We start from the raw sequence: 22,846 nt of genomic DNA on the forward strand, positions 1-22,846 counted from the left end.
AAAGATGACTGAGATAGGAACCTCCATGCCGAACGTCACGGTCCGCGGCCCGGTGGCCCCCCACACCGCCGAAGCCCTCGACCCCGTCTTCACCGTCGCCGGCCTGAGCGTCTTCTACGGCGAGTACGAGGCCGTGCGCGAGGTCGACCTGACCATCGGCAACCGCGAGATCACCGCGATGATCGGCCCGTCCGGCTGCGGCAAGAGCACGGTGCTGCGCTGCTTCAACCGGATGAACGACCTCATCCCCGGCGCCCGCGCGGCCGGCAAGATCATGTACCACGGCGAGGACCTCTACGGCGCGCACGTCGACCCGATCGAGGTACGGCGGCGCATCGGCATGGTCTTCCAGAAGCCGAACCCCTTCCCCAAGTCCATCTACGACAACATCGCCTACGGCCCGCGGGTCAACGGCATGAAGGGCAAGATGGACGACCTGGTCGAGGAGGCGCTCACCCAGGCCGCCCTGTGGGACGAGGTCAAGGACAAGCTCAAGCAGAACGCCCTGTCGCTGTCGGGCGGCCAGCAGCAGCGCCTCTGCATCGCGCGGGCCATCGCGGTCAAGCCCGAGGTGATCCTGATGGACGAGCCGTGCTCGGCCCTCGACCCGATCGCCACCACCAAGATCGAGGACCTGATGCAGGAGCTGTCGCGCGACTACACGATCGTGATCGTCACGCACAACATGCAGCAGGCGGCCCGCGTCTCCAACCGCACCGCGTTCTTCACCGCCGACGTCGACGAGCGCGGCGAGCGGCACGGGCGCCTGGTGGAGTTCGACGAGACCAGCCGCATCTTCACCAATCCCACCGACAAGCGCACCGAGGACTACATCACCGGGCGCTTCGGGTGACCCACTCTGCGGAGGAGAACCGGGCTCACACCGCCGAGCTGCCCCGGTGCGCGGGACCGTGCGGGTCGGCGCAGTGGACGTCCGCCTCGCCGGGCGGCAGTGGCCGTTCCGGGGCGTGGTCCACCTGCAGCGTGGTGTGCTCGATCCCGTACGTGTCGTGCAGCAGCCGCTCGGCGGCCAGCCGTACGGCATGGCAGTCGACGCCCGGCGTGACCAGGATGTGCGCGGACAGGGCGGCGTAGCCGGAGGTCACCTCCCAGACGTGCAGGTCGTGCACCTCGACCACGTGCTCCAGCGCGGCGGCCCGCTGCCCGATCTCGGCGGGGTTCATGCCGACCGGGGCGGCCTCCATGAACACCCGGCCCGAGTCTCGCACCAGCCCCCAGCCGGCCTTCAGCATCAGCGCCGCCACGACCAGGGCGGCGAGGGCGTCGGCCTGGGCCCAGCCGGTCAGCCACACGACCGTGCCCGCCACCGTGGTGGCCGTGAACGCGAACAGGTCGTTGAGGATGTGCTGGTAGGCGCCCTCGACGTTCAGGCTGGACCGGTTGGCCCGCGACAGCAGCCAGGTGGCGGCCAGGTTGACGACGATGCCGGCCAGGCCGGTCACCACCACGTAGAGACCTTCCACGTGCGGCGGCTCGATCACCCGGCGCACGCCCTCGTAGATGAAGTAGGCGCTCAGCAGCAGCAACGTGATGCCGTTGACCTGGGCCGAGATGATCTCGGCCCGTTTCAGCCCGTAGGTGAAGCCGCCGCGCGGGGGCCTGGCCGCGATCCGCATCGCGACCAGGGCCAGGATGATCGCCACCGCGTCGGTCAGCATGTGGCCGGCGTCGGAGATCAGGGCCAGCGACTGGGCCGCCAGGCCGACGACGACCTCGATCGCCATGAACCCGACGATCAGCGCCAGGGCGCCGCCGAGGTAGCGGCGGTCCGCGTCGATGGTGACGGCGTGACCATGCCCGTGCCCGTGACCGTTGTGCTCGTTGTGGCCATGACCGGTCATGGTCGCGTCCTCTCCTATGGGCAGCCGCGCGTCACCGCAGGCCAGGCTCTCTGCTCTTCTGCCCTGCGGGCACGACATCACTCAAACGCATGAATGATTGCTCATATGTGAGGGTGCACGATCGAATCCGGTTCTGTCAATGCGCCGTCCACCGGGCGCTCAGTCGCGCTCGGGATGCACCGCCTGGGTGTGCTCGGTGTGGGCGACGGCCAGGTCGAGCAGCATCCGCACGTGCGCGTCGTCGAGCCGGTAGTAGGCCATCCGGCCGGCCCGCCGTACCGAGACCACGCGGTGCGCCCGGAGCAGACGCAGCGCGTGCGAGGTGGCGGACTCGCTCAACCCGCTGACCACGGCCAGGTCGCAGACGCAGAGCTCTCCTTCGAGCAGCGCGAGGAGGAGGCGGAGCCTGCCCGGATCGGAGAGCAGGCCGAAGACGTCGGCCGTGTCGGCCAGGTCACCGTCGGCGGGCATCCGCGAGGACACCAGGGCCACGCGCTCCGCGTCCACCACCCGGGCGCTGCAGCTTTCGATGTCGGACACCTCGTTAGTTGAAGAAGCCTTCACATGAAGACCATAGGTACGGCGTGGCGGTAACCGTCAAGCCAGGGCTGGACTTACCGCTATACGCGTGTATAGCGTGCTATGTGTACGACTAGTAAGCAATACCAGTGAATAGGATGAAGATGACCCGACCTGACCCCGAAGACCTCACCGCTCGCGCCCGCATCAGGGACGCGGCCTTGCGGCACTTCGGCGAGCTGGGCTTCGAGCGGGCCACCATCCGCGCCATCGCCGAGACGGCCGGCGTGTCACCGGGGCTGGTACGCCACCACTTCGGCTCCAAGCAGGCGCTCCGCGAGGCGTGCGACGACCACCTGGTGAAGATCGTCCGTCGGCTCAACGCCGAGGCCCACGCCGGGCCCACCCCCGGAAACCTGAGCCCCATCCGGGTGATGGGGCCCTACCAGCGCTATCTCGCGCGCTCCCTCACCGAGGGCGGCGCCGCCCAGTTGTTCGACGAGATGGTCGAGATGAGCGAGGAGTGGCTCGCCGACCTCGACCGTCACCGGCCCGACCCTCCCGACGTCGACCGGAAGGCCAGGGCGACGGTGGGCACCGCGATGGGGCTGGCCGTCGGCATCCTGCACCAGCACGTGTCACGCGGCCTCGGCGCCGACGTCTTCTCCCCGGAGGGCGAGCGGCTGTTCTACCGTGCCCTGCTCGACATCCACTCCCACCCCATGATCACCCCGCGCGAGGCCGCCGAATACCGGGCCGCCATGGAGCAGGCCCTTGACCCCACCTCGCGGAGCCCCGCTCCGCCCCAAGGAGGACCCCCATGAACGTGATCGAGCTCGCCCGGGTGAACGCGAGCATGGTCGAGCTGGTGGGCGGCAAGGCCGCCGCGCTCGGCGAGCTGATCGGGGCAGGTGAGGCGGTGCCCGCGGGCTTCTGCCTGACCACTGAGGCGCACGCGACGGGCGTCATCCCCGAGGACGAGCTCGTCGCGGCCTACGCCAGGCTGGGCGGCGGCCCGGTGGCCGTCCGGTCCAGCGCCACCGCGGAGGACCTGCCGGACGCCAGCTTCGCCGGACAGCAGGACACCTTCCTCGGGGTGAGCGGAGCCGCCGACCTGGTCGACGCCGTCCGCGCCTGCTGGGCCTCGCTGCGGTCCGAACGCGCGATCGCCTACCGCAAGGCCAACGGGATCGACGAGGACTCGGTCTCCATGGCGGTCGTGGTGCAGCGCATGGTCGACCCCGAGGTCGCCGGAGTGCTCTTCACCGCCAACCCGATCACCGGCACCCGCACCCAGATGGTCGTCGACGCCGCCCCCGGTCTCGGCACCGCCGTGGTCGACGGGTCGGCCGACACCGACCACTACCTGCTGGACGGCTGCGAGCCGACCGGCGCGCACGGCTGCCTCGGCCCGCGACACCTGACCGCGCTGTACGACGCCGGGCAGCGGCTTCAGGAGCACTTCGGAGCGCCTCAGGACGTCGAGTGGGCCTTCGACCGCGACGGAGCCCTCTGGCTGCTGCAGTCCCGGCCCATCACCACGCTCTTCCCCCTCCCGCCGGAGAGCGACCGGCCCGGGCCCCGCGTCTACTTCGAGTTCAGCCACATGGAGGGGATGCTGCGACCGTTCACCCCCATGGGGATGTCGGCGTTCAAGGGGGTCATCGCCGGCCTGGCCGCCGTCTGCGGGGTCAGGGTCGACCCGATCGACGGACCCAGGTCGGTCGTCTCCGTGGGCGGGCGCCTCTACGTCGACCTGACGGATCTCGTCCGGCACCGGGCGAGCCGCGAGCGACTGCCCGAGGTGCTGCGGATCTACGGGCCCCGGGCCGCCGTGGCGATGGAGCGGTTGTCAGGGGATCCCCGGTTCGCGCCGCTGCCCGGCCGGCCGTACCGGCTGAGCACGGTGATCAGGATGACGCTGCGGTTCGCCCCGCTGATCACGGCCGGGATCGTACGGGCCCTGGTCCGCCCGGCTCCGGCCCGCGAGAGGGCCTTCCGGGTGGCGGAGGAGGCCCGGCGGCTGGCCGCGCCGCCCTCCGGCTTCGCGCACGGGGCCACGGCGGCCGAGCGGGTGCGCTTCGCCACCGGCCTCCAGCGTTCCTTCGTGACCGGGGGCATGATGCGGTCGATGTCGGCCCTGTACGCGGGACTGCTCTCCGTCCGGCTGGCCGCCCGGCTGCTCAAGGGCGTCACCGCCGAGGGCGAGATCGAGACCGTGCTGCGCGGCATGCCGTACAACGTCACCACCGAGATGGACCTGACCCTGTGGCGGCTCGCGGCGAGCGTCGGCGAGCATCGCGACCTGCTGCTCGACACGCCCGCGACCGAGCTCGCGCGACGCTACCGGGAGGGTGAGCTGCCGGGGATCGGCCTGGAGGCGTTCCTCGCCGAGTACGGCATGCGAGGCGCCGCCGAGGCCGACGTCGGCGTGCCCCGGTGGGCCGAGGACCCGGCGCCGCTCTTCTCCGCGATCGCCAACTACCTCCGCCTCACCGACCCCGGCCAGGCGCCGGACCGGCGCTTCGCCCGAGCGGCCCGCGAGGCCAAGCAGAAGATCGACGAGCTGGTACGGCGGGCCCGGCGGCGGCCGGTCCGGGCCCGGCTGGCCAGGTTCTTCCTGCTCCGGGCCCGCGCGCTGAGCGGCCTGCGGGAGCTCGGCAAGTTCGCCTGGCTGTATCCACTGGCCGAGATGCGCCGCCAGCTCCTGCTGGCCGGAGCCGAGCTGGCCGGGCGCGGCCTGCTCGACCGGGCCGACGACATCATGTTCCTGGACCTCCGGGAGGCGGGCGCGGCGGCCGAGGGCACGGACCACCGCGAGCTGGTCGCCTCCCGCCGGGCCGTGTACGAGCGGGAGTCACGCCGTCGCAGCGTCCCGGGGCTGCTGCTCTCCGACGGCACCGACCTGGAGGCCCTCGCGCCGGACACGCCGCCCGCCGAGGGCACGCTCGTCGGCCTGGCGGCGGCGCCGGGCACCGCCAGCGGCCCGGCACGGGTGATCCTCGACCCCGCCGGGGCGCACGTGGAGCCCGGCGAGATCCTGGTGGCGCCCACCACCGACCCCGGTTGGACTCCCCTGTTCCTGACGGCCGCCGGGCTGGTGACCGAGACCGGCTCGCCGATGGCCCACGGGCCCACGGTGGCCCGCGAGTACGGCATACCCGCCGTCATCTGCGTGCGCGACGCCACGCGGGAGATCCACACCGGTGACCGGGTGACCATCGACGGCGCCGCCGGCACCGTCACGCTCGGCCCGTAACCGGTCCGGACACCCGCCGCGAGCGGCGCGGGCGCGTCGCTCGCGGGCGTCGTCTGGACCGCTGTCGTCAGGACGCCGAGGCGAGCATGCCGTGCGGGTCGAGCACGTACTTGCGGGCGGCTCCCTCGTCGAACTCGTGATAGCCGCGCGGCGCGTCGTCGAGCGGGATCGGCGTGGCGTTGACCGCCTTCGCGATCTGCACCCGGTCGTACAGGATCGCCGTCATGAGCTGCCGGTTGTACCTCATGACGGGACACTGGCCGGTGACGAAGCTGAGCGACTTGGCCCAGCCGAGACCTAGCTGGATCGACAGCGACCCGTGCCTGGCCGCCTCCTCACGCGCTCCCGGGTCCCCGGTCACGTACAGGCCGGGAATGCCCAGCGCGCCACCCGCCCGGGTGACGCCCATGAGCGTGTTGAGCACGGTGGCCGGGTGCTCCTCCTCCGACTCGCGCCCGTGCCCACGGGCCTCGAAGCCCACCGCGTCGACGGCGCAGTCGACCTCCGGCACACCGAGGATCTGCTCGATCTGGTCCTTCGGCTCCCCCGCGGCCACGTTGACGGTCTCGCAGCCGAAGCTGTGGGCCTGGTCCAGCCGCTCCTTGTTCAGGTCGCCGACGATGACCACGGCGGCCCCGAGCAGGTTCGCGGAGGCCGCGGCGGCGAGTCCCACCGGGCCCGCGCCCGCGATGTAGACGGTCGAGCCCGGCCCCACACCCGCGCTCACGCAGCCGTGGTAGCCGGTCGGGAAGATGTCGGACAGCATGGCCAGGTCGAGGATCTTCTCCATGGCCCGGTCCTTGTCCGGGAACTTGAGCAGGTTCCAGTCGGCGTACGGGACCAGGACGTAGTCGGCCTGCCCGCCGACCCAGCCGCCCATGTCGACGTAGCCGTACGCCGAACCCGGCCGGTCGGGGTTGACGTTCTCGCAGATGCCGGTCTTGCCCTCCTTGCAGTTGCGGCAGCGGCCGCAGGAGATGTTGAACGGGACGGACACGAGGTCGCCGACCTTGATGAACTCCACGTCCGGGCCGGTCTCGACGACCTCGCCGGTGATCTCGTGGCCCAGGGCGAGCCCATGCGGGGCCGTGGTGCGGCCGCGGACCATGTGCTGGTCGCTGCCGCATATGTTCGTCGCGACGGCCTTGAGGATCGCGGCGTGCGGCAGCTTGCGCCCCACATTGGCCGGGTTGACCCCTGGGCCGTCCTTCAGCTCGAACTCGGGATAGCTGACCTCTTCCACCTCGACCTTGCCCGGGCCTTCGTAGATGACGGCTCTGTTGCGAGGCATGACGTTCCTTCCCTCGTACGACGTGATGGTTGACCGGTCGTCTCACCGAAACGGCATCACCTCCCGTGGCCCGGACGCCATCGACGGCGGACCCCGTGGGCCTCGCGGTCGCGGATGCGGTCCTCGTGCGGGAGGCGGGCCTCCGGGATCTCGCACACGGTGCCTCCCGGGCTGCCGTCGAGTGGCTCTCGCTCGCCGACGATCTCCCCGGCGGTGCCCTGCTCGGCCGTCTCGGGCAGCTCGCGCACCGGGCGGGCGACCAGGTCGTAGACGAGCACGCCGAGCATCGCGCCGATGACCGGCCCCGCGATGTAGACGCCGAACTGCGCCCAGGGCGTGTCGCCGCCGAACAGGCTGTTCGTCAGGTACGGCCCGAAGGTGCGGGCGGGATTGACCGAGCCGTTGGTGAACGGGCCGATCAGGAAGATCTCGCAGGCCACGGCCAGGCCGATGACCAGGCCGGCCCAGCCGGACGGCGCCCGGCGGTCGACGGCCAGCGCCATGATCGTGAGCAGCAGCAGGAACGTCCCGAGCGCCTCCAGCAGGATGCCCTGCCCGTAGCTGACGCCCACGCCGAGCTTGGTCAGCCCGACCCCGGCCAGGTCGACCGCCCGCTGCCCGAACCCGGCCACGATGAGCAGCCCTCCGACGAACGCCCCGAAGAGCTGGGCGACGATGTAGAACGGCGCCTCGGCCCACGGGAACCGGCGGCTCACCGCGAGAGCGATGGTGACGGCGGGATTGATGTGCGCGCCCGACGTGCTGCCGAACGCGTAGATGACGATCGCGACGACCACGGCGAACGACAGCGAGATCACTCCGAGTCCGGCGTAGTCCAGCTTGCCGTCGCCGAGCACCAGCGCCGCCACGATCGAGCCGGCGCCGAAGAGCACGAGCAACATCGTGCCGATGGCTTCCGCGACGAGACGCCGCGGCAGGTCTCCAACCATCGCAACCCTCCGACAACGATGGTTTATGCCTTAATTTCGACCATACCCGGCCTTCCTTGAGCCATTCAGAGACCGGACGACGGCATCCGGCAGCGGCGGTGGACGTCGTCCACCCGCTCAGTGAGCCCGGTGCGGTCGAGGTGTTCGAGCAGCGGGACCGCGACCCGGCGGCTGGTGCCGAGGGCCTGTCTGGCCTGGCTGACCGTGAACGGCTGGGGCAGGTGCCGCAGCAACTCCGCCGCCTGGGCGTCGGCACCGGGCAGCAGCACGACTCCCTCGCCCACCCGCAGCAGCCGCCCGGCTCGTACGGCCGCCGCCAGCTCCCGGATGCCCAGCCCCAGCTCCGCCAGCCGCCCGGCCTCCGGCGCCTGGAAGGGACTCGCGGCCAGCTCCAGGCCGAGCCGCTCGACCGCCCGCGCCACAGGTGTGGGCAGTCCCGGCGGGCGGCTCAGGATCCGGCCCTCGACGACCGCGAACGGCGCGCGGACCAGGGCCACGACCAGCCGCCGGTCGGGCAGGCCCAGCGCGTGCCGGGCCGCCTCGACCGGCATGCCAGGCTCCAGTGGATGCTCCGCGGCGTGCCGCCCCACCACCTCCGCCAGCCGGTCCGCCAGCTCGGCCCAGTAATCCGGATCGGCATGCCAGTCGCCGCACACCGGCGCACTCCCCGCCACGGCCCCCACGCCGTCGCCCTGGACGGCACCCGAGCCTCCGCCCTGGACGGCACCCGAGCCTCCGCCGGAAACGGGGCCCGAGCCTCCGCCGGGGATGGCGCCCATCGCGAGCAGATCGCTGGTGCGCAGCAGCCGGTGGGAGCGCAGGGCGGAGGCGGCGTCCTGGGCGGCCGACTCCAGCAGGGCCGCGCGGGCCCGCGCCGCACCCCGGCGGCGCAGCGCCGGGGGGCGCACGTCGAGCACGCTCGCGCCGGCCAGCACCCGCACCTCGCCCCGGTCGCGGCCGGGGTCGCGCAGCAGCAGCACGTCGCCGAGGTGCAGCGGCAGCGGCCGGGCCAGCCGCAGCCGCACGACGCGCGGACCGAGCGGCCGTGACTCGCACACCACCGCGGCCGACCCGAGGTGCGCGGTCAGCTTGACCGGCAGGTCGCCCGCCGCGCCCCCGGCCGGGTGGATCCGGACGTCGACCAGGTCGGTGTAGGTCCATCGGCCAGGAGTGACCAGCGCCTGGCCACGCTCCGGCAGACCCCGGCCGCGCAGGTTGACCGCCACCCTGGTCACCCCGCCCACCGAGGTCAGTGACTCCTTCAGGGACTCCAGCGACCTGACGCCGACGGTCTCACCGTCCAACTCCAGCCGGTCTCCCACCGAGATCGTGCCCTCGGGCAGGGTGCCGGTCACCACCGTGCCGCTGCCCGGCACCGTGAACGCCCGATCGACCCACAGGCGTACCGGAGCGGCCGGATCGGGGCGGGGCAGCGCGGCGACCAGCCGGTCCAGGGCGTCGCTCAGCTCCGCGACCCCCTGCCCGGTGCGCCCGCTCACCGCGAGCGCCTCCACCCCGGCCAGACCGGCGGCGGCCAGGCGAGCGCGCGCCTGCTCCATCGCCGCCGCAGGGTCACGCAGGTCGCAGCGGGTCACCACGAGCAGGCCACGCCGTACGCCGAGGGCCTCCAGCGCCACCAGATGCTCCTCTGACTGCGGCATCCAGCCCTCGTCGGCGGCCACCACGAACATCACGGCCGGCACCGGGCCGACCCCCGCCAGCATCGTGCCGAGAAAGCGCTCATGGCCCGGAACGTCCACGAAGGCGAGCACCCGGCCCGAGGGCAGCGTCGCCCAGGCGTAGCCGAGCTCGATCGTCAGCCCGCGCCGCCGTTCCTCCTCCAGGCGGTCGGGCTCCATGCCGGTGAGCGCCCGTACCAGCGTGGACTTGCCGTGGTCGACATGGCCGGCGGTGGCGACGACGTGCATCAGCGGCTCACCTGGAGGATCGCGCGCATCACGTCGTCGTCGCGGTCGGCGGGGACCGCGCGCAGGTCGAGCAGCAGCCGGCCGCCCTCGACCCGGCCGACGACGGGCGGCTCGCCCGTTCTGAGCGGCATCGCGAGCCGCTCGGGCAGGCTCACGGCGGCGCTCGGCAGCGTCACGCCCGGCGCCCCGCCGCCGCCCACCGTGGCCTCGCTCGGCACCGCCCGCGCGTCGACCCCGGCGGCGGCCAGCTTGCCGGCGAGCACGGCGGCGCGGTCGCCGAGCACGGCCGGATCCGCGTGCAGTGCCTGCCGCACCGGCGGAGTGGGACCGCGCAGCGTGGCCTCCAGTGCCGCGAGGGTCAGCTTGTCGACCCGCAGCGCGCGGGCGAGCGGGTGACGCCGGCACCGCTCGACCAGGTCGCCGCGGCCCAGCAGCAGCCCCGCCTGGGGTCCGCCGAGGAGCTTGTCGCCGCTGGCCGTCACCAGGTGCGCCCCCTGCCTGAGCACGGTCGCCGCGTCGGGCTCGTCGGGCAGCAGCGGCTCGCGGGTGAGCAGCCCGGAGCCGATGTCGACGACGACGGGCACACCGAGCCCGGTGAGCTCCGGCACCTCCACGGAGCCGGTGAAGCCGTCGATCCGGAAGTTCGACGGGTGCACCTTGAGCACGCAGCCGGTCTCCGGGCCCACGGCCGCCGCGTAGTCGTCATAGGAGGTGCGGTTGGTGGTGCCGACCTCGCGCAACCGCGCCCCGGTGGAGACGAGCAGGTCGGGGATGCGGAACCCGTCGCCGATCTCGACCAGCTCGCCCCGGCTGATCACGATCTCCCGTCCGGCTGCGAGCACGGTCGCCGCCAGGACGAGCGCCGCCGCGTTGTTGTTGACCACGTGCACGCCCTCGGCGTCGGGAACGGCCGCGGCGAGCGCGTCGAGCGCCCCGCGCCCGCGCCGCGCCCGAGCGCCGGTCACCAGATCGAACTCCACGTCCGCGGGCCCGGCGGCGGCCGCCGTCGCCGCGATCGCGGCGGGCGAGAGGGACGCCCGGCCGAGGTTGGTGTGGATCAGCACGCCCGTCGCGTTGATCACCGTCCGCAGGCTCGCGGCGTGCGGCGGGAGCGCCGCCACCGCCTCGTCGGCGACCTCCTCGGGGCGGATCTCCCCCTCACGGGCCCGCTGCTGGGCGCGGGTGACCGCGTCCTTGACGACCGACCTGCCGAGCCGCTCCGCCGCCGAGGCGAGGCGTGGATCGGCGAGCACGGCATCCGTGCGCGGCACATGCCTTCGAGGGTCCACTGTTCGAACATAGAACGGCCGCGTACCGGAACAGAACTCGCCCTGCCGAAGATCGCGGGACAATTCGCTCGCAGGCGGGTACGGCTGAGGGTGGCACGCCGACCGGCGGCGTTCCCACGATCGATTCGGTGAGGCACATGGGCGGACACGATGACACGGGCACACTGGACACGGCGCGGACCGACATGACGCCGCACACCGGACAGGATTCGGCACAAGCAGGCGTGACGGAGACCGCGCCACAAGCCGGACGGCGCTCGGCCCGAGCAAGCGTGACGGACACGGCGCCGCAGGCCGGACGGGACTCGGTCCAAGGAGGCGTGACGGAGACCGCGCCCCGGGCCGAGCGGGTCCGGATGACGCAGTTCGCCCACGGAGGCGGGTGTGCCTGCAAGATCCCGCCCGGCGAGTTGGAGGCCGTCGTGGCGGGCCTGCTCGGTGGATCCTCCCCTGGGAGTGATCTGCTCATCGGGCTCGACGACGGTGACGACGCCGCCGTGGTACGTGTGGAGGACGGCCGGGCGATCGTGGCCACGGCCGACTTCTTCACGCCCGTGGTGGACGACCCGTACGACTGGGGGCGCATCGCGGCGGCCAATGCCCTGTCAGACGTCTACGCGGTGGGCGGGCAGCCGCTGGTGGCGGTCAACCTGCTCGGCTGGCCGATGACGCGGCTGCCGCTGGAACTGGCCAAGGAGGTGCTGCGCGGCGGACTGGACGTGGCGCGGGCCGCCTCGTGCCACGTCGCGGGCGGTCACAGCATCGACGATCCGGAGCCCAAGTACGGCATGGCCGTCACCGGTCTGGCCGACCCCGACCGGCTGTTGCGCATCGACGGCGGCCGGGCGGGGCTGCCGCTCTCCCTCAGCAAGCCGCTCGGCGTCGGCGTGCTCAACTCCCGGCACAAGGCGACCGGCGAGGTGTTCGCGCAGGCGGTGACCTCGATGACCACGCTCAACCGCGACGCCTCCCGGGCCGCGCTGGCGGCCGGGGCGCGGTGCGCCACGGACGTGACCGGGTTCGGCCTGCTCGGCCATCTCTACAAGCTGGCCCGCGCGAGCGGTGTGACGGCGGTGGTCGACGTGGCCGCCGTCCCCTACCTGGAGGGGGCCCGCGAGGCGGTGCGCGACGGCTTCGTCAGCGGCGGCACCCGGCGCAACCTGGCCTGGGTGCGGCCGCACCTCGACGCCGGCGACGCCGCCGAGGAGGACGTCCTGCTCCTGGCCGACGCCCAGACCTCCGGCGGTCTGCTGGTGGCCGCCGAGATCCCCGGGGCCCCCGTCATCGGAGAGCTCATCCCCTTCGACGGAGCGGCCCTGCGACTGCGCTGACCCCCTGTGAAGCGCTCCCCACGGATGAACGAGGCCGCCGCATCGTCCTCGACGAGTTGCCGGGGGTCACGCCAGGTTCGCGGGCTCGCGCTCGTCGGGTGGAGCCGCGCTCGGTTCGGCGCGGGCGTCGAGGCGTTGCCGCTGGGGGATGACGGTGTACTTCGGGTCGGCGGCGGAGGCGCGGCCCGCCTCCAGGATCCCGAACCGGGTGCACAGGGCGCCGGCGGTGAGGGCCAGGCCGGACAGCACGGCGAGCGTCCGGCCGCGTCCACTGACCGCGGCCAGGGCCCCGCCGCCGACCGTGAGCACCCGTGCCGCGCGCATCAGGCGGCCTGCCCGCCCCAGCTGGTACGGCTCGCCGAGCAGCCCCAGCCGGCGTTCCATCACCACGCCGGCGGCGGTCTCCAGGGCAGCCCCGGCGACGGCCACCAGGCGGGCCGGCGCCGCCTCGGCGTGGGGCGCGGCCAGCAGCCCGACGGCTCCCGCGCTGGCCAGCGCGCTCCCGGCGAACAGGAACGGCAGCTCCCGGTAGGCCTCGTGCCAGGCGGGCACGGCGGTGTCGGCGACCAGCACCGCCGTGTAGGTGGCGGTGAGCGGGCCGGTCAGTCCGGTGGCCAGCACGGCCGCGTCGCCGGCCACCGGGAGGATCCCGGTCAGCTCGGAGGTGGCGGCGACCGCCGAGAGCCCACCCTGCGCGGCCAGGATCCAGGAGCCCACGCTCATCGGCGAGGTGACCTTGAACACGCGCAGCATGTTGAGGAACCGTTCGGGCCTGCCCAGCTCGGCGGCGAGCAGGACGGCGCCAGCGGCCGAGCCGGCCGCCGCCGCGATCCGGGCGGTGCGGCCCAGCCTCGGGCGGCCGGTGTACCTGGCCATGACGGCCAGCAGGGACGACGCCCCCGACATTCCACCCAGGTATAGATATGTCGGCATGTGGGGTTCGTGCCAGATCGGGGCCTTGATCACCGGCCGCCCGTAGTAGGACCGGAACTCCGCCTCCGGCACCATCGCCCGCTCCCGCCTCACCAACGCCTCCTACCTCCCAGACCCCTGCCGCCCAGAACCCCACGTCCCAGAACCCTGCCCACCAGACTCCTGCCCGTCGGAACCCTGTTCCCCGAAACCCTGCCCTCCAGGAAGGCGACCGCCACGACGCCGGCCATGGAGACCGCCGCCGCCCCGGCCCAGCGCCACATCGACGGCAGGTCGCGGGTGGTGACCACGGGATCCGGCGGCAGGCCGTACACCTCCGGTTCGTCCAGCAGCAGGAAGAACGCGCCCGTGCCGCCCACTCCGTCGTCGGGGCTCTCGCCGTACAGCCGGGCCTCGGTGTGACCGTCGGCGTGCAGACCGGCCAGCCGGTCGGCGGCCCGCTGGCGGAGCTCGTCGAGCGGGCCGAACTGGATCGAGTCGGTCGGGCACGCCTTCGCGCAGGCCGGCTCCAGCCCGCCGAGCTGCCGGTCATAGCACATCGTGCACTTCCAGGCCCGCCCGTCGTCCTGCCTGCGCTGGATCACGCCGTACGGGCAGGCCGGCACGCAGTAGCCGCAGCCGTTGCAGACGTCCGCCTGCACCAACACCGTGTCGAACTCGGTGTGGAACAGCGCGCCGGTCGGGCAGACGTCCACGCAGGCGGCGTGCGTGCAGTGCTTGCACACGTCCGACGACATCAGCCAGCGGTCCACGTCCTCCTCGCGGCCCTCCACCCGCACCGCGCGCGTCTGCTCGATGAAGGCCACGTGCCGCCAGGTGCTCGCGCCGAGCGCCCCGGTGTTGTCGTAGGAGGTCGCCTCGAAGACGAACCCGTCGTCGGGCAGCTCGTTCCACTCCTTGCAGGCCACCTCGCACGCCTTGCACCCGATGCACACGCTGGTGTCGGTGAAGAAGCCCATCCGCTCAGCCATACCGGTACTCCTCCATCAGGTCGAGCAGCGCCTGCCCCCTCGGCCGCCGCCCCGGCCGGACGTGACAGGTCATCGCCTTGCTCTCCTGGATGTAGACGTTGGGGTCGAGCACGATCGGCAGCAGGTCGTTGGCGACGTCGCCGGTCACCAGACCGCCACTGCCCCACCCCCAGTGGTACGGCAGGCCCACCTGGTGGATCACCCTGTCCTGGACGCGCAGCGGCCGGACCCTGCCCGTGACCAGCACCCTGGCCTCGATCAACGAGCGGCTGGTCACGATCGTCGCCCAGCCGCCGTTGACCAGCCCGACCTCGGCCGCGAGCTGGGGCGACACCTCGCAGAACAGCTCCGGCTGCAGCTCGGCGAGGTAGGCCAGCGGCCGGCTCATGGCGCCCGCCGTGTGGTGCTCGGTGAGCCGGTACGTGGTCAGCACGTACGGGAACCGGGGTGACTCCGGCGGGTTGTAGGGGCTGTCCGGACGGCGGTAGATCCGGCGCGCCGGGTTGGCCTGCTGGCGGTAGAGCGGGTTGCGCACCGGCGACTCGTGCGGCTCGTAGTGCGCCGGCATCGGCCCGTCGGCCAGGCCCAGCGGCGCGTACAGCCAGCCCTTGCCGTCCGACTGCATGATGAACGGGTCGGTCCCGGCCAGCGCGTCCTGTGCCTTGGCGCCCTCGGGCGGCAGGTAGTCGGGCGGCTTGCCCGTCTCGAAGTCGGGCACGTCGAGCCCGGTCCACTCACGCCGGTCCTCGTCCCACCAGACGAACGCCTTGCGCTCGCTCCACGGGCGGCCCTCGGGGTCGGCGGAGGCCCGGTTGTAGAGGATCCGCCGGTTGGCCGGCCAGGCCCAGCCCCATTCGGGCGCCACGGGGGTCTGCTCGCGGCCCGGCCGTCGGCGGGCGGCCTGGTTGACCTCGTCGGCGTAGACCCCGCAGTAGATCCAGCAGCCGCACCGGGTGGAGCCGTCGGGCCTGAGCTGGGTGTAGGCCGACAGCGCCCGCCCGTCGGGGCCGACGCCGCCGATCTCGCGGAGCACGGCCGTCGCCAGGGGCTCGGCGCGCTCGCCCTCCTCCGGGTAGTCCCAGGTCAGCTCGCGCAGCGGCCGGTCGATCTCGTCCTCGGTCAGCCGCTGCCTGATCCGCTTGCCGAGGTGGTAGTAGAACCACAGGTCGCTCCGGCAGTCGCCGGGCGGGTCGAGAGCCTTCTCGCGCCACTGCAGCAGCCGCTGCGTGTTGGTGAACGTGCCCTCCTTCTCGACGTGGCTCGCCGCCGGCAGGAAGAACACCTCGGTGGCGATGTCCTCGGTGCGCAGCTCGCCGGTCTCCAGCTCCGGGCCGTCCCGCCAGAACGTCGCCGTCTCCACCAGCGTCAGGTCGCGCACCACCAGCCAGTCGAGGTTGGCCAGGCCGAACCGCTGCGCCCGGCCGCCGGAGGAGCCGACCGCAGGGTTCTCCCCCACCACGAAGTAGCCCTTCACCGTGCCGTCGATCTGGTTCATCACGGTCGTGTAGTGGCCGTGGTCGCCGGTCATGCGCGGCAGGTAGTCGAAGCAGAAGTCGTTCGCCTCGGTGGCCGCCTCGCCCCACCACGCCTTGAGCAGGCTCACCAGGTAGGCGCGCCGGTTGCCCCAGAAGCCGGTCTCGCCGCCCTCGTGCTCCAGGTAGTCGTCCAGGCCCTCGTGCCGGTGGGCGTGCGGCATGGACAGGTAGCCGGGCAGGATGTTGAACAGGGTCGGGATGTCGGTCGAGCCCTGGATGCTGGCGTGGCCGCGCAGCGCCATGATGCCGCCGCCGGGCCGGCCCATGTTGCCGAGCAGCAGTTGCAGGATCGAGGCGGTGCGGATGTACTGCGCGCCGACCGTGTGCTGGGTCCAGCCCACCGAATACACCCAGGCGGTGGTCCGCTCCCGGCCGGAGTTGGCGGTGATGGCCTCGGCCAGCTCGGCGAAGTCGGCCTCCCGGATGCCGCACATCCGTTCCACCAGCTCGGGGGTGTAGCGGGCGAAGTGCCGCTTGAGGATCTGGTAGACGCAGCGCGGATCGCTCAGCGTCGGGTCGGTCCGCGGCCTGGAGGGCGCGGCGGCTCCGCCCGAGCCGTAGCGGTCGGCTCCGGCGGCCTCCGCGTGACGCCGCCCGCCCTCCCGCCGCTCGTCCGGCTCCGGTCCGCCATCCTCGTCGTACGACCAGCTCGCGGGGTCGTACGTACGCGTCTCCGGGTCGAAGCCGGAGAACAGCCCGTCGAGCTCCTCGGTGTCCTGAAAGTCCTCGGACACGAGGGTGGCGGCGTTGGTGTAGGCCAGCACGTACTCACGGAAGTCCAGCCCGTTGCCCAGCACGTGATTGATCAGCGCGCCGAGCAGCACGATGTCGCTTCCCGCGCGGATCGGCAGGTAGGCGTCGGCCATCGCGCTGGTGCGGGTGAAGCGTGGATCCACGTGAAACACCTTCGCCCCGCGCGCCTTGGCCTCCATCACCCACTGGAAGCCGACCGGGTGGCATTCGGCCATGTTGGAGCCCTGGATGACGATGCAGTCGGCCTCCGCCAGGTCCTGCTGGAAGCCGGTGGCACCACCCCGCCCGAAGCTGGTCCCCAGACCGGGGACGGTGGAGGAGTGTCAAATGCGCGCCTGGTTCTCCACCTGGATCGCGCCGAGGGCGGTGTAGAGCTTCTTCATCAGGTAGTTCTCTTCGTTGTCGAGCGTCGCCCCGCCCATGCCGGCGATGCCCATGGTGCGACGCACGACCTTGCCCTCGTCGGTCTGCTGCCACGTCTCGCGCCGGGTCCGCAACACCCGATCCGTGATCATCTCCATCGCGGTGTCGAGGTCGAGCGGCTCCCACTCGGTGCCGTGGGGCCGCCGGTACAGCACGTGGGTCTGGCGACCCGGATGGGTGACGAGTTGCTTGCTGGCCGAGCCCTTGGGGCACAGCCGGCCGCGCGAGATGGGTGAGTCGGGGTCGCCCTCGATCTGGCTGACCCGGCCGTCCTTGACGTAGACGAGCTGGCCGCAGCCGACCGCGCAGTAGGGGCAGACGGAGCGGGCGACCGTGTCGGCCCGCTCGGTGCGCGGGCGCAGCGCGTCGGTGCGCGCCGACCGCGCCGCGTCTCTCCTGCCGTCCTCGCCCCGTAGCTGCCTGATCAGCGACCACCGGGAGAACATGCCCCTACCTGCCACGACAGGATTGCTGCCCCCGTCTGGCGGGGGTAACCACCCCGGCGCGGTTCCCGCGGGCAGTGGCCCTATTCCGCGAGACTTCCGCAGGTGAAATCCGCTTCGCGGTCAGGCGAGTACATCTGCAGCTCGGTCAGGATCGTGCTCTCGGAGAACTTGCGGAACGTCTGTCCCTTGTCGCAGTCGTAGATCGCGTATCCGCCCTCACGCTCACCCAGGATCATCATCCACCGGCTGTCGTAGAGCGGCTTGCCGCTGCTGTCCTGGAGCCTGGCCCACTGGGTCTGGAAGCCCACGGCGTCCAGCAGCGTGGTCGATTCGCCCTTCTCCACCACTTGGAGCGCTCCCATGAACATCTGGATGATGAGGGCGAAGCCGATGCCGACTCCGGTGAACGCTCCGACCAGCACCTTCAGGCCCGCGCGGCCGAGCGGTTTGCGGCGCAGCAGCCGGAAGGGCACGACGTAGGCCAGCACGCCGAGGCCGATGGTGACGAGCAGGTCCGCGGCCTCGAGCTCCAGCTCCTTCGAGTCGAGATTGCTGGCCAGCGCGGCCAGGAAGTACATGTACCCCAGGTAGGACAGACCGGCCCACATGGCGGCGATGACCGCGATGATCCACGGGCGCTGCCTGACCCGCTGGGTCACTCGGCCCGTCCAGCCGCGGGTGATCGCGTTCAGCAGCCAGCCCAGGCTGACCAGGAACCCGACGACGAGCGCGCCGACGATCAGCAGGGGCACGATCGTGCCCAGCAGCCGCCCCAGCAGCACGGCCTGGTCGATGCCCGCCTGCTCAGGAGTGACGCCGAAGAACGAGTAGATCCCCTGGTAGCCGATGTAGAGCAGCGCGTACAGGGTGACGCCGAGCGGGACGATCACCGATCCGAGCTTCTCTAAAATGTCAAGAACACCCGCTTTGTCCTCTTCGTGAGGCTGTTCCTCGTCTTTCTGGGGTTGCGCCGTTGTGGGCGCCACCGGTTCGTGATTGTCCGCGTTCGGACTGCTCAGCGGAGGTGCTTGAAATGACATGGATCGAGAGCATAGATGGTCAATTGGAGCGTCGGATAATCGCGATCATCCAGGCGGGATCCGTACGGTCACCGTCACCGAGCCGCCGCCCCGATCCGACAACCGGCCGAAGGAGAGCGTGAGCTTCGCACCGGTCGTCGCGCGAGCCAGGAGCCGGTGCCCGCGGAGCACCTCCGCCACCGGCCGGTCCCAGGTCACGGTCAGCTCGCTCAGGTCCCGCCGTGGGTCCGACACGGTCAGCGTGGCCGTGCCGTCGCCGCGTTCGCGGACGAGCACCGCGCACGGCGCGTCGGCGCTCAGCCCGCCGGCCGCGCCCTCGCTCCAGAAGTTGACCGCGGTGATCCCGAGCGACGGGACGTGCACCCCCTGCCGCCGGGAGGTGTTGACGAGCACCCGCGCCCACCCGGGGTCGGCGGCCCGAGCCCTGGTCTCGGCCTGGTCCGCCCCCGGCAGCAGCAGGTAGACGTAGCCCGCCGAGACGGGGTCGACGCCGTGGTCGAACCAGAGGGTCACGTAGGTGCGGCGGGCCGGCCCGGAGCCGCGCTGCTCGCGCGAGGCACGCAGGCGGTCGCCGTCGGGCAGGACGTAGCCGCCGTGTCCCTCCAGGTGCGCCCAGTGCCCGGCCGCGTCCACGGCGAGGAACGCGTCGGTCCGGCGGTTGTCCACGATGGTCTCGACCGGCACGCCGTCCTCACCGCTGATGCCCGCGCCCAGGCAGACCACGGCGTCGTCGAGGAAGAACCACGACTTGAACGCCTCCACGGTGCTCTCCAGGCCGTTCAGGTGCTGGCCGACCGTCGCGTACGTGCCGTCGGTGGCGCCACCCACCCAGCGGCCCGGCGGGCAGGTGTCGCCCCAGCTCGCGCCGGCGCCGTCGGGCAGGCGCCTGGTGGAGACCGTCGTGCCCGGCAGGCGGTAGGGGTCGACCGTGGACCAGAAGCCGTCGGAATACTGGTCGCCGTGGCCCTCGGTCCACCAGTAGAGCATCCCGGAGCCGGTGTGCCAGCCACGCAGGTTCTCGCCGTTGCCGTGCTCGTAGTGGCCGATCCGGTCGGAGGCCATGCTGAGCCCCGCGCACCAGCCCGGCCTGCGGTGCACCGCGCGGGCGCTCATCGCGAGCAGCCGGTGCCCCGCGGGCTCGGCGGCCGGAGGGATCCGGCCGTCGTCCATGACCGCGGCCAGCCGGGCGTGGAACCCCAGGTCGGTGGCCTCCGCCGCGCCGAGCATCGGCTGGTGCGTGTTCCGCGCCGCCCACCCCTTGACCATGGCCCGCCAGCGGGACCGCTCGGCGGCGGACGCGGTCTCGGCGAGGAGCAGGATCGCGGCGGCGATCGCGCGTCCCCGCCGGTGGTCGCCGTACGGGTGCCTGCCGATCGCCCGGCCGCTGACGAGGTCCATGCACACGCCGTCGTGGACGACCGGCGCGAACGACCTCTCGACGGAGTCGTACACGACCTGCCGGTTCGGGTCGGTGATCTCCCACGGCGAGCCGCGCAGCACCGCGAACAGCGTCGCCAGCCCGGACAGCAGCACCGCCCCGTAGGTGCCCTGGTAGGGGACGAACGTGTGCTGGACGAACGAGCCGTCCCGGTAGAGACCGTCGCCCTCCGAGACGTACGGGAAGGTCGGGGAGAGCCCCGCGGCGGCCCGCGCGGCCCTGCCGGGGTCGACGGTGAGGACGGCGCGCAGCAGCAGCACCGTGCACAGGTCCACCCGGTTGGCCCCGGTGCTGTTGCCGCGGTAGTCGTTCAGGCGGCGTTCGGGGACGAAGTGGTCCACCGCCTCCGCCAGCGCCGCGCCCTGCCGTTCCGCCAGGTGCGGCCCGATGAGCACGGCCGCGTCGAGCAGCCGCTTGGGGACGCCGATCTCCCAGTTCCACCAGTTGCCGGCCGCCTTCGCGCCCGCCGCGTAGACCCGCCACCGGTAGTGGTCGATCCCGGCCGCCACGGCCTGGCCCAGCTCCGCGTCGCCGGTCAGGCCGGTCCCCGGCAGGGCGAACGCGCGCGCCATGGTCCGCAGCCGGGCGGGGGTGTCGTGGAAAGAGGGGAAGGGCAGGTCGGGCCAGAGCGACCCGCCGCCCGGCGCCATCAGGTCGCGGTAGGCCGCCGCCGTCGAGCCCAGCCGGGCCAGCCGCGTCCGGTACGGCTCCGCCGCCGCGTCGAACCCCGCCCCCGCCGTCACGTCCCGCCACCGTTGACGCAGCCGGTCGAACGCCTGCTCCCCGACCTCCCGGCCCCGAAAGCTCTTGTCCAGAAGGTCCTGGTCCCGGGAGCGCGGGTCCTGCGCAGAGACCGCCGCCCCAGCCGCTGCGGCACCGCTGAGCTGGAGAAATAATCGCCTGGAGTACCCCGTCACGAAACGATTATGGCCGGGCGAGCTTTGTGGCGTGATCTGTGTGCGTATGCCGGTGGAGGGAAGGGGACGCGTGAACTAGCACGGGAGAGATGATGCGCTCCTCCATCAGTCTGGGCCGGATCGGTGGAGTGCCGGTCGGTCTCAACGTCAGTGTGCTCGTCATCGTGGTGATCCTGGTGGTCGGACTGGCCTTCGGCCGGTTCCCGGTCGCCTTTCCAGGGCACTCGGTGGCGGTCTACGTGATCGCCGCGCTCGTGACCGCGGTGCTGTTCCTGGCCTCGCTGCTCGCCCACGAGCTGGCCCACGCCCTGGTCGCCAAGCGGCACGGCATCGAGGTCGCGGGCATCACGCTCTGGCTGCTCGGCGGCGTGGCCCGGCTGCGCGGCCAGGCCCGCACGCCGGGCGCCGACCTCTGGATCGCCGCCGTCGGACCGCTCACCAGCGTGGTCGCCGGGGCGGTGTTCGGGCTGGCGGCCTGGCTGGCCGGCGTGGCCGGCGCGACGTCCCTGATCGTCGGCGTGTTCGCCTACCTGGCCGCGATCAACGTGCTGCTGGCCGTGTTCAACCTGATCCCGGCCGCGCCGCTGGACGGCGGGCGGGTGCTGCGCGCGGTGCTGTGGAAGTGGCACGGTGACCAGTCCAGGGCCTCGATCACCGCCGCCCGCGCGGGCCGGATCTTCGGTTACGTGCTCATCGCCCTGGGCTTCGCCCAGCTCGTCACCGGGCTGGGCTTCCAGGGGCTGTGGCTGGCCCTGATCGGCCTGTTCCTGGTGAACGCGGCCAGCGCCGAGGAGCAGCAGGCCGTGCTCGCCCCCGCCCTGCACGGCCTCCCGGTGAGCCGGGTGATGTCGGCGCACCCCGTCACGGCCCACCCCGACGAGACCGTGGCCACCCTGATCGACCACGTGGTGATGGTCTCGCACCTGTCCACCTATCCGCTGGTGGACGAGCACGGCGTCTTCGCCGGCCTGGTGACGCTCAACCGGCTCCGCCGGGTGCCCGCCGACCGGCGCGCCTCGACCCTGCTGCGGGACATCGCCTGCCCGCCGGGCGACGTGCCCACGGCGCGGCCGGACGACCTGCTGACCGACCTGCTGACGCGGATGGACGGGAGCGCCGACGGGCGGGCGGTCGTCCTCGACGACGCCGGTCACCTGGTCGGGCTGATCACGCCCAGCGACATCAGCCGGGTGATCCAGACCGCCGACCTGCGGCCCCGCCGGCCGGGCGGCGCCGACCTGGCCCCTCCGTACACCGACCGCCCTCAGGGCTGGAAGCGGTAGCCCATGCCCGGCTCGGTGATCAGATGAACCGGGCGCGCCGGGTCGCGCTCCAGCTTGCGGCGTAGCTGGGCCAGGTACTGGCGCAGGTAGTGGGTCTCCTTGACGTACTGCGCGCCCCACACCTCGGTGAGGATCTGCCGCTGGCTGATCAGCTTGCCGGGGTGGCGCAGCAGCAACTCCAGGATGTGCCACTCCGTGGGCGTCAGCCGTACGTCGCCGGAGATCGTCTTGCCGGCCAGGTCCACCACGTGCTCGCCGAGCCGGACCTGGGCGGGCTCCGGCTCCAGGGCGCTGGTCCGGCGGGTCACGGCGCGGATCCGGGCGAGCAGCTCGTCGACCCCGAACGGCTTGGTGACGTAGTCGTCGGCCCCAGCATCGAGCGCCTCGATCTTGTCGTGGCCGCCGGCCCGGCCGGACAGCACGATGATCGGGACGCTGGTCCAGCCGCGCAGGCCGTGGATGACGTCCACGCCGTCGAGGTCGGGCAGCCCGAGATCGAGGATGATCAGGTCGGGATGCCAGTCGGCGGCCTCGCGCAGGGCGGTGCCGCCGTCCGCGGCGACCGCGACCTCGTAGTGCCGGGCCGCCAGGTTGATCCGGAGGGCCCGCAGGATCTGGGGTTCGTCGTCGACGACCAGCACACGGGTCACGGGAGACCCCCTTCCGCCGCGACGGCCG

General features: G+C 72.5%; 17 protein-coding genes. 5 read left to right on the plus strand and 12 right to left on the minus strand.

What is annotated here, in order from left to right; genetic code table 11:
• The first annotated feature begins 4 nt into the window (after positions 1-4).
• On the plus strand, positions 5-853 hold the full coding sequence (gene pstB / locus IEY82_RS02655) for a phosphate ABC transporter ATP-binding protein PstB (protein ID WP_189122285.1): 849 nt from the start codon (positions 5-7) through the stop codon (positions 851-853).
• Positions 854-878: 25 nt separating this feature from the next.
• Here the strand turns inward: pstB and IEY82_RS02660 are convergent, their stop codons facing one another.
• Positions 879-1,862 carry a cation diffusion facilitator family transporter gene (locus tag IEY82_RS02660; RefSeq protein ID WP_189122286.1) on the minus strand — a complete coding sequence of 328 codons (984 nt, stop codon included), beginning with the start codon at positions 1,860-1,862 and terminating at the stop codon, positions 879-881.
• A 159-nt stretch (positions 1,863-2,021) separates the two neighbouring features.
• Positions 2,022-2,402 carry an ArsR/SmtB family transcription factor gene (locus IEY82_RS02665; RefSeq protein WP_225262058.1) on the minus strand — a complete coding sequence of 127 codons (381 nt, stop codon included), beginning with the start codon at positions 2,400-2,402 and terminating at the stop codon, positions 2,022-2,024.
• A gap of 143 nt (positions 2,403-2,545) precedes the next feature.
• Here IEY82_RS02665 and IEY82_RS39780 point away from each other — a divergent pair, with 143 nt between their 5' ends.
• On the plus strand, positions 2,546-3,205 hold the full coding sequence (locus IEY82_RS39780; protein ID WP_189122287.1) for a TetR/AcrR family transcriptional regulator: 660 nt from the start codon (positions 2,546-2,548) through the stop codon (positions 3,203-3,205).
• Positions 3,202-5,640, plus strand: a complete 2,439-nt coding sequence (locus tag IEY82_RS02675; RefSeq protein WP_189122288.1) for a PEP/pyruvate-binding domain-containing protein — start codon at positions 3,202-3,204, stop codon at positions 5,638-5,640. The genes IEY82_RS39780 and IEY82_RS02675 overlap by 4 nt, the downstream gene beginning before the upstream one ends.
• A 67-nt stretch (positions 5,641-5,707) precedes the next feature.
• Here IEY82_RS02675 and fdhA read toward each other — a convergent pair whose 3' ends face one another.
• The 4 genes from fdhA to selA form a co-directional block, all read right to left on the minus strand.
• On the minus strand, positions 5,708-6,931 hold the full coding sequence (gene fdhA / locus IEY82_RS02680) for a formaldehyde dehydrogenase, glutathione-independent (RefSeq protein ID WP_189122289.1): 1,224 nt from the start codon (positions 6,929-6,931) through the stop codon (positions 5,708-5,710).
• A 56-nt stretch (positions 6,932-6,987) separates the two neighbouring features.
• Positions 6,988-7,881, minus strand: coding sequence for an MIP/aquaporin family protein (locus IEY82_RS02685; protein ID WP_189122290.1), 894 nt, complete (start codon positions 7,879-7,881; stop codon positions 6,988-6,990).
• Between the two features lie 65 nt (positions 7,882-7,946).
• Entirely contained in the window at positions 7,947-9,809 is a 1,863-nt protein-coding gene (locus IEY82_RS02690; protein ID WP_189122291.1) for a SelB domain-containing protein, read from the minus strand.
• Positions 9,809-11,098 carry an L-seryl-tRNA(Sec) selenium transferase gene (gene selA / locus IEY82_RS02695; protein ID WP_189122292.1) on the minus strand — a complete coding sequence of 430 codons (1,290 nt, stop codon included), beginning with the start codon at positions 11,096-11,098 and terminating at the stop codon, positions 9,809-9,811. The genes IEY82_RS02690 and selA overlap by 1 nt, the downstream gene beginning before the upstream one ends.
• 320 nt (positions 11,099-11,418) lie before the next feature.
• On the opposite strand from selA, the gene selD reads away from it, so the two are divergent.
• Entirely contained in the window at positions 11,419-12,429 is a 1,011-nt protein-coding gene (gene selD, locus IEY82_RS02700) for a selenide, water dikinase SelD (RefSeq protein ID WP_225262060.1), read from the plus strand.
• Between the two features lie 66 nt (positions 12,430-12,495).
• Here selD and nrfD read toward each other — a convergent pair whose 3' ends face one another.
• The 5 genes from nrfD to IEY82_RS02725 form a co-directional block, all read right to left on the minus strand.
• Entirely contained in the window at positions 12,496-13,455 is a 960-nt protein-coding gene (gene nrfD, locus IEY82_RS02705) for an NrfD/PsrC family molybdoenzyme membrane anchor subunit (RefSeq protein WP_225262062.1), read from the minus strand.
• On the minus strand, positions 13,452-14,333 hold the full coding sequence (locus tag IEY82_RS02710; protein ID WP_189122293.1) for a 4Fe-4S dicluster domain-containing protein: 882 nt from the start codon (positions 14,331-14,333) through the stop codon (positions 13,452-13,454). The genes nrfD and IEY82_RS02710 overlap by 4 nt, the downstream gene beginning before the upstream one ends.
• On the minus strand, positions 14,326-17,490 hold the full coding sequence (fdh, locus tag IEY82_RS02715; protein WP_189122294.1) for a formate dehydrogenase: 3,165 nt from the start codon (positions 17,488-17,490) through the stop codon (positions 14,326-14,328). Before fdh ends, IEY82_RS02710 begins: the two co-directional genes overlap by 8 nt.
• A gap of 80 nt (positions 17,491-17,570) precedes the next feature.
• The gene (locus IEY82_RS02720; protein ID WP_189122295.1) at positions 17,571-18,380 is read right to left on the minus strand and encodes a hypothetical protein; all 810 of its coding nucleotides are present in this window, start codon (positions 18,378-18,380) and stop codon (positions 17,571-17,573) included.
• 195 nt (positions 18,381-18,575) lie between these two features.
• Positions 18,576-20,711 carry a polysaccharide lyase 8 family protein gene (locus IEY82_RS02725; protein WP_229697530.1) on the minus strand — a complete coding sequence of 712 codons (2,136 nt, stop codon included), beginning with the start codon at positions 20,709-20,711 and terminating at the stop codon, positions 18,576-18,578.
• A gap of 263 nt (positions 20,712-20,974) precedes the next feature.
• Here IEY82_RS02725 and IEY82_RS02730 point away from each other — a divergent pair, with 263 nt between their 5' ends.
• A complete protein-coding gene (locus IEY82_RS02730) occupies positions 20,975-22,168 on the plus strand; it encodes a site-2 protease family protein (RefSeq protein ID WP_225262064.1) in 1,194 nt (397 codons plus the stop codon).
• On the opposite strand, the gene IEY82_RS02735 is transcribed toward IEY82_RS02730, so the two are convergent.
• On the minus strand, positions 22,150-22,818 hold the full coding sequence (locus IEY82_RS02735; protein WP_189122297.1) for a response regulator: 669 nt from the start codon (positions 22,816-22,818) through the stop codon (positions 22,150-22,152). The two genes, IEY82_RS02730 and IEY82_RS02735, sit on opposite strands and share 19 nt — an antisense overlap.
• Positions 22,819-22,846 lie beyond the last annotated feature (28 nt).

Source organism: Nonomuraea cavernae, assembly GCF_014646355.1.
Lineage (GTDB): Bacteria > Actinomycetota > Actinomycetes > Streptosporangiales > Streptosporangiaceae > Nonomuraea > Nonomuraea cavernae.

Excerpts from the sequence above, each read along its gene's own strand:
- pstB (WP_189122285.1), top strand. The coding sequence starts at position 5 with ATGACTGAGATAGGAACCTCCATGCCGAACGTCACGGTCCGCGGCCCG.
- IEY82_RS02660 (WP_189122286.1), bottom strand. The coding sequence starts at position 1,862 with ATGACCGGTCATGGCCACAACGAGCACAACGGTCACGGGCACGGGCAT.
- IEY82_RS39780 (WP_189122287.1), top strand. The coding sequence starts at position 2,546 with ATGACCCGACCTGACCCCGAAGACCTCACCGCTCGCGCCCGCATCAGG.
- IEY82_RS02675 (WP_189122288.1), top strand. The coding sequence starts at position 3,202 with ATGAACGTGATCGAGCTCGCCCGGGTGAACGCGAGCATGGTCGAGCTG.
- fdhA (WP_189122289.1), bottom strand. The coding sequence starts at position 6,931 with ATGCCTCGCAACAGAGCCGTCATCTACGAAGGCCCGGGCAAGGTCGAG.
- IEY82_RS02685 (WP_189122290.1), bottom strand. The coding sequence starts at position 7,881 with ATGGTTGGAGACCTGCCGCGGCGTCTCGTCGCGGAAGCCATCGGCACG.
- IEY82_RS02690 (WP_189122291.1), bottom strand. The coding sequence starts at position 9,809 with ATGCACGTCGTCGCCACCGCCGGCCATGTCGACCACGGCAAGTCCACG.
- IEY82_RS02710 (WP_189122293.1), bottom strand. The coding sequence starts at position 14,333 with ATGGCTGAGCGGATGGGCTTCTTCACCGACACCAGCGTGTGCATCGGG.
- IEY82_RS02730 (WP_225262064.1), top strand. The coding sequence starts at position 20,975 with ATGATGCGCTCCTCCATCAGTCTGGGCCGGATCGGTGGAGTGCCGGTC.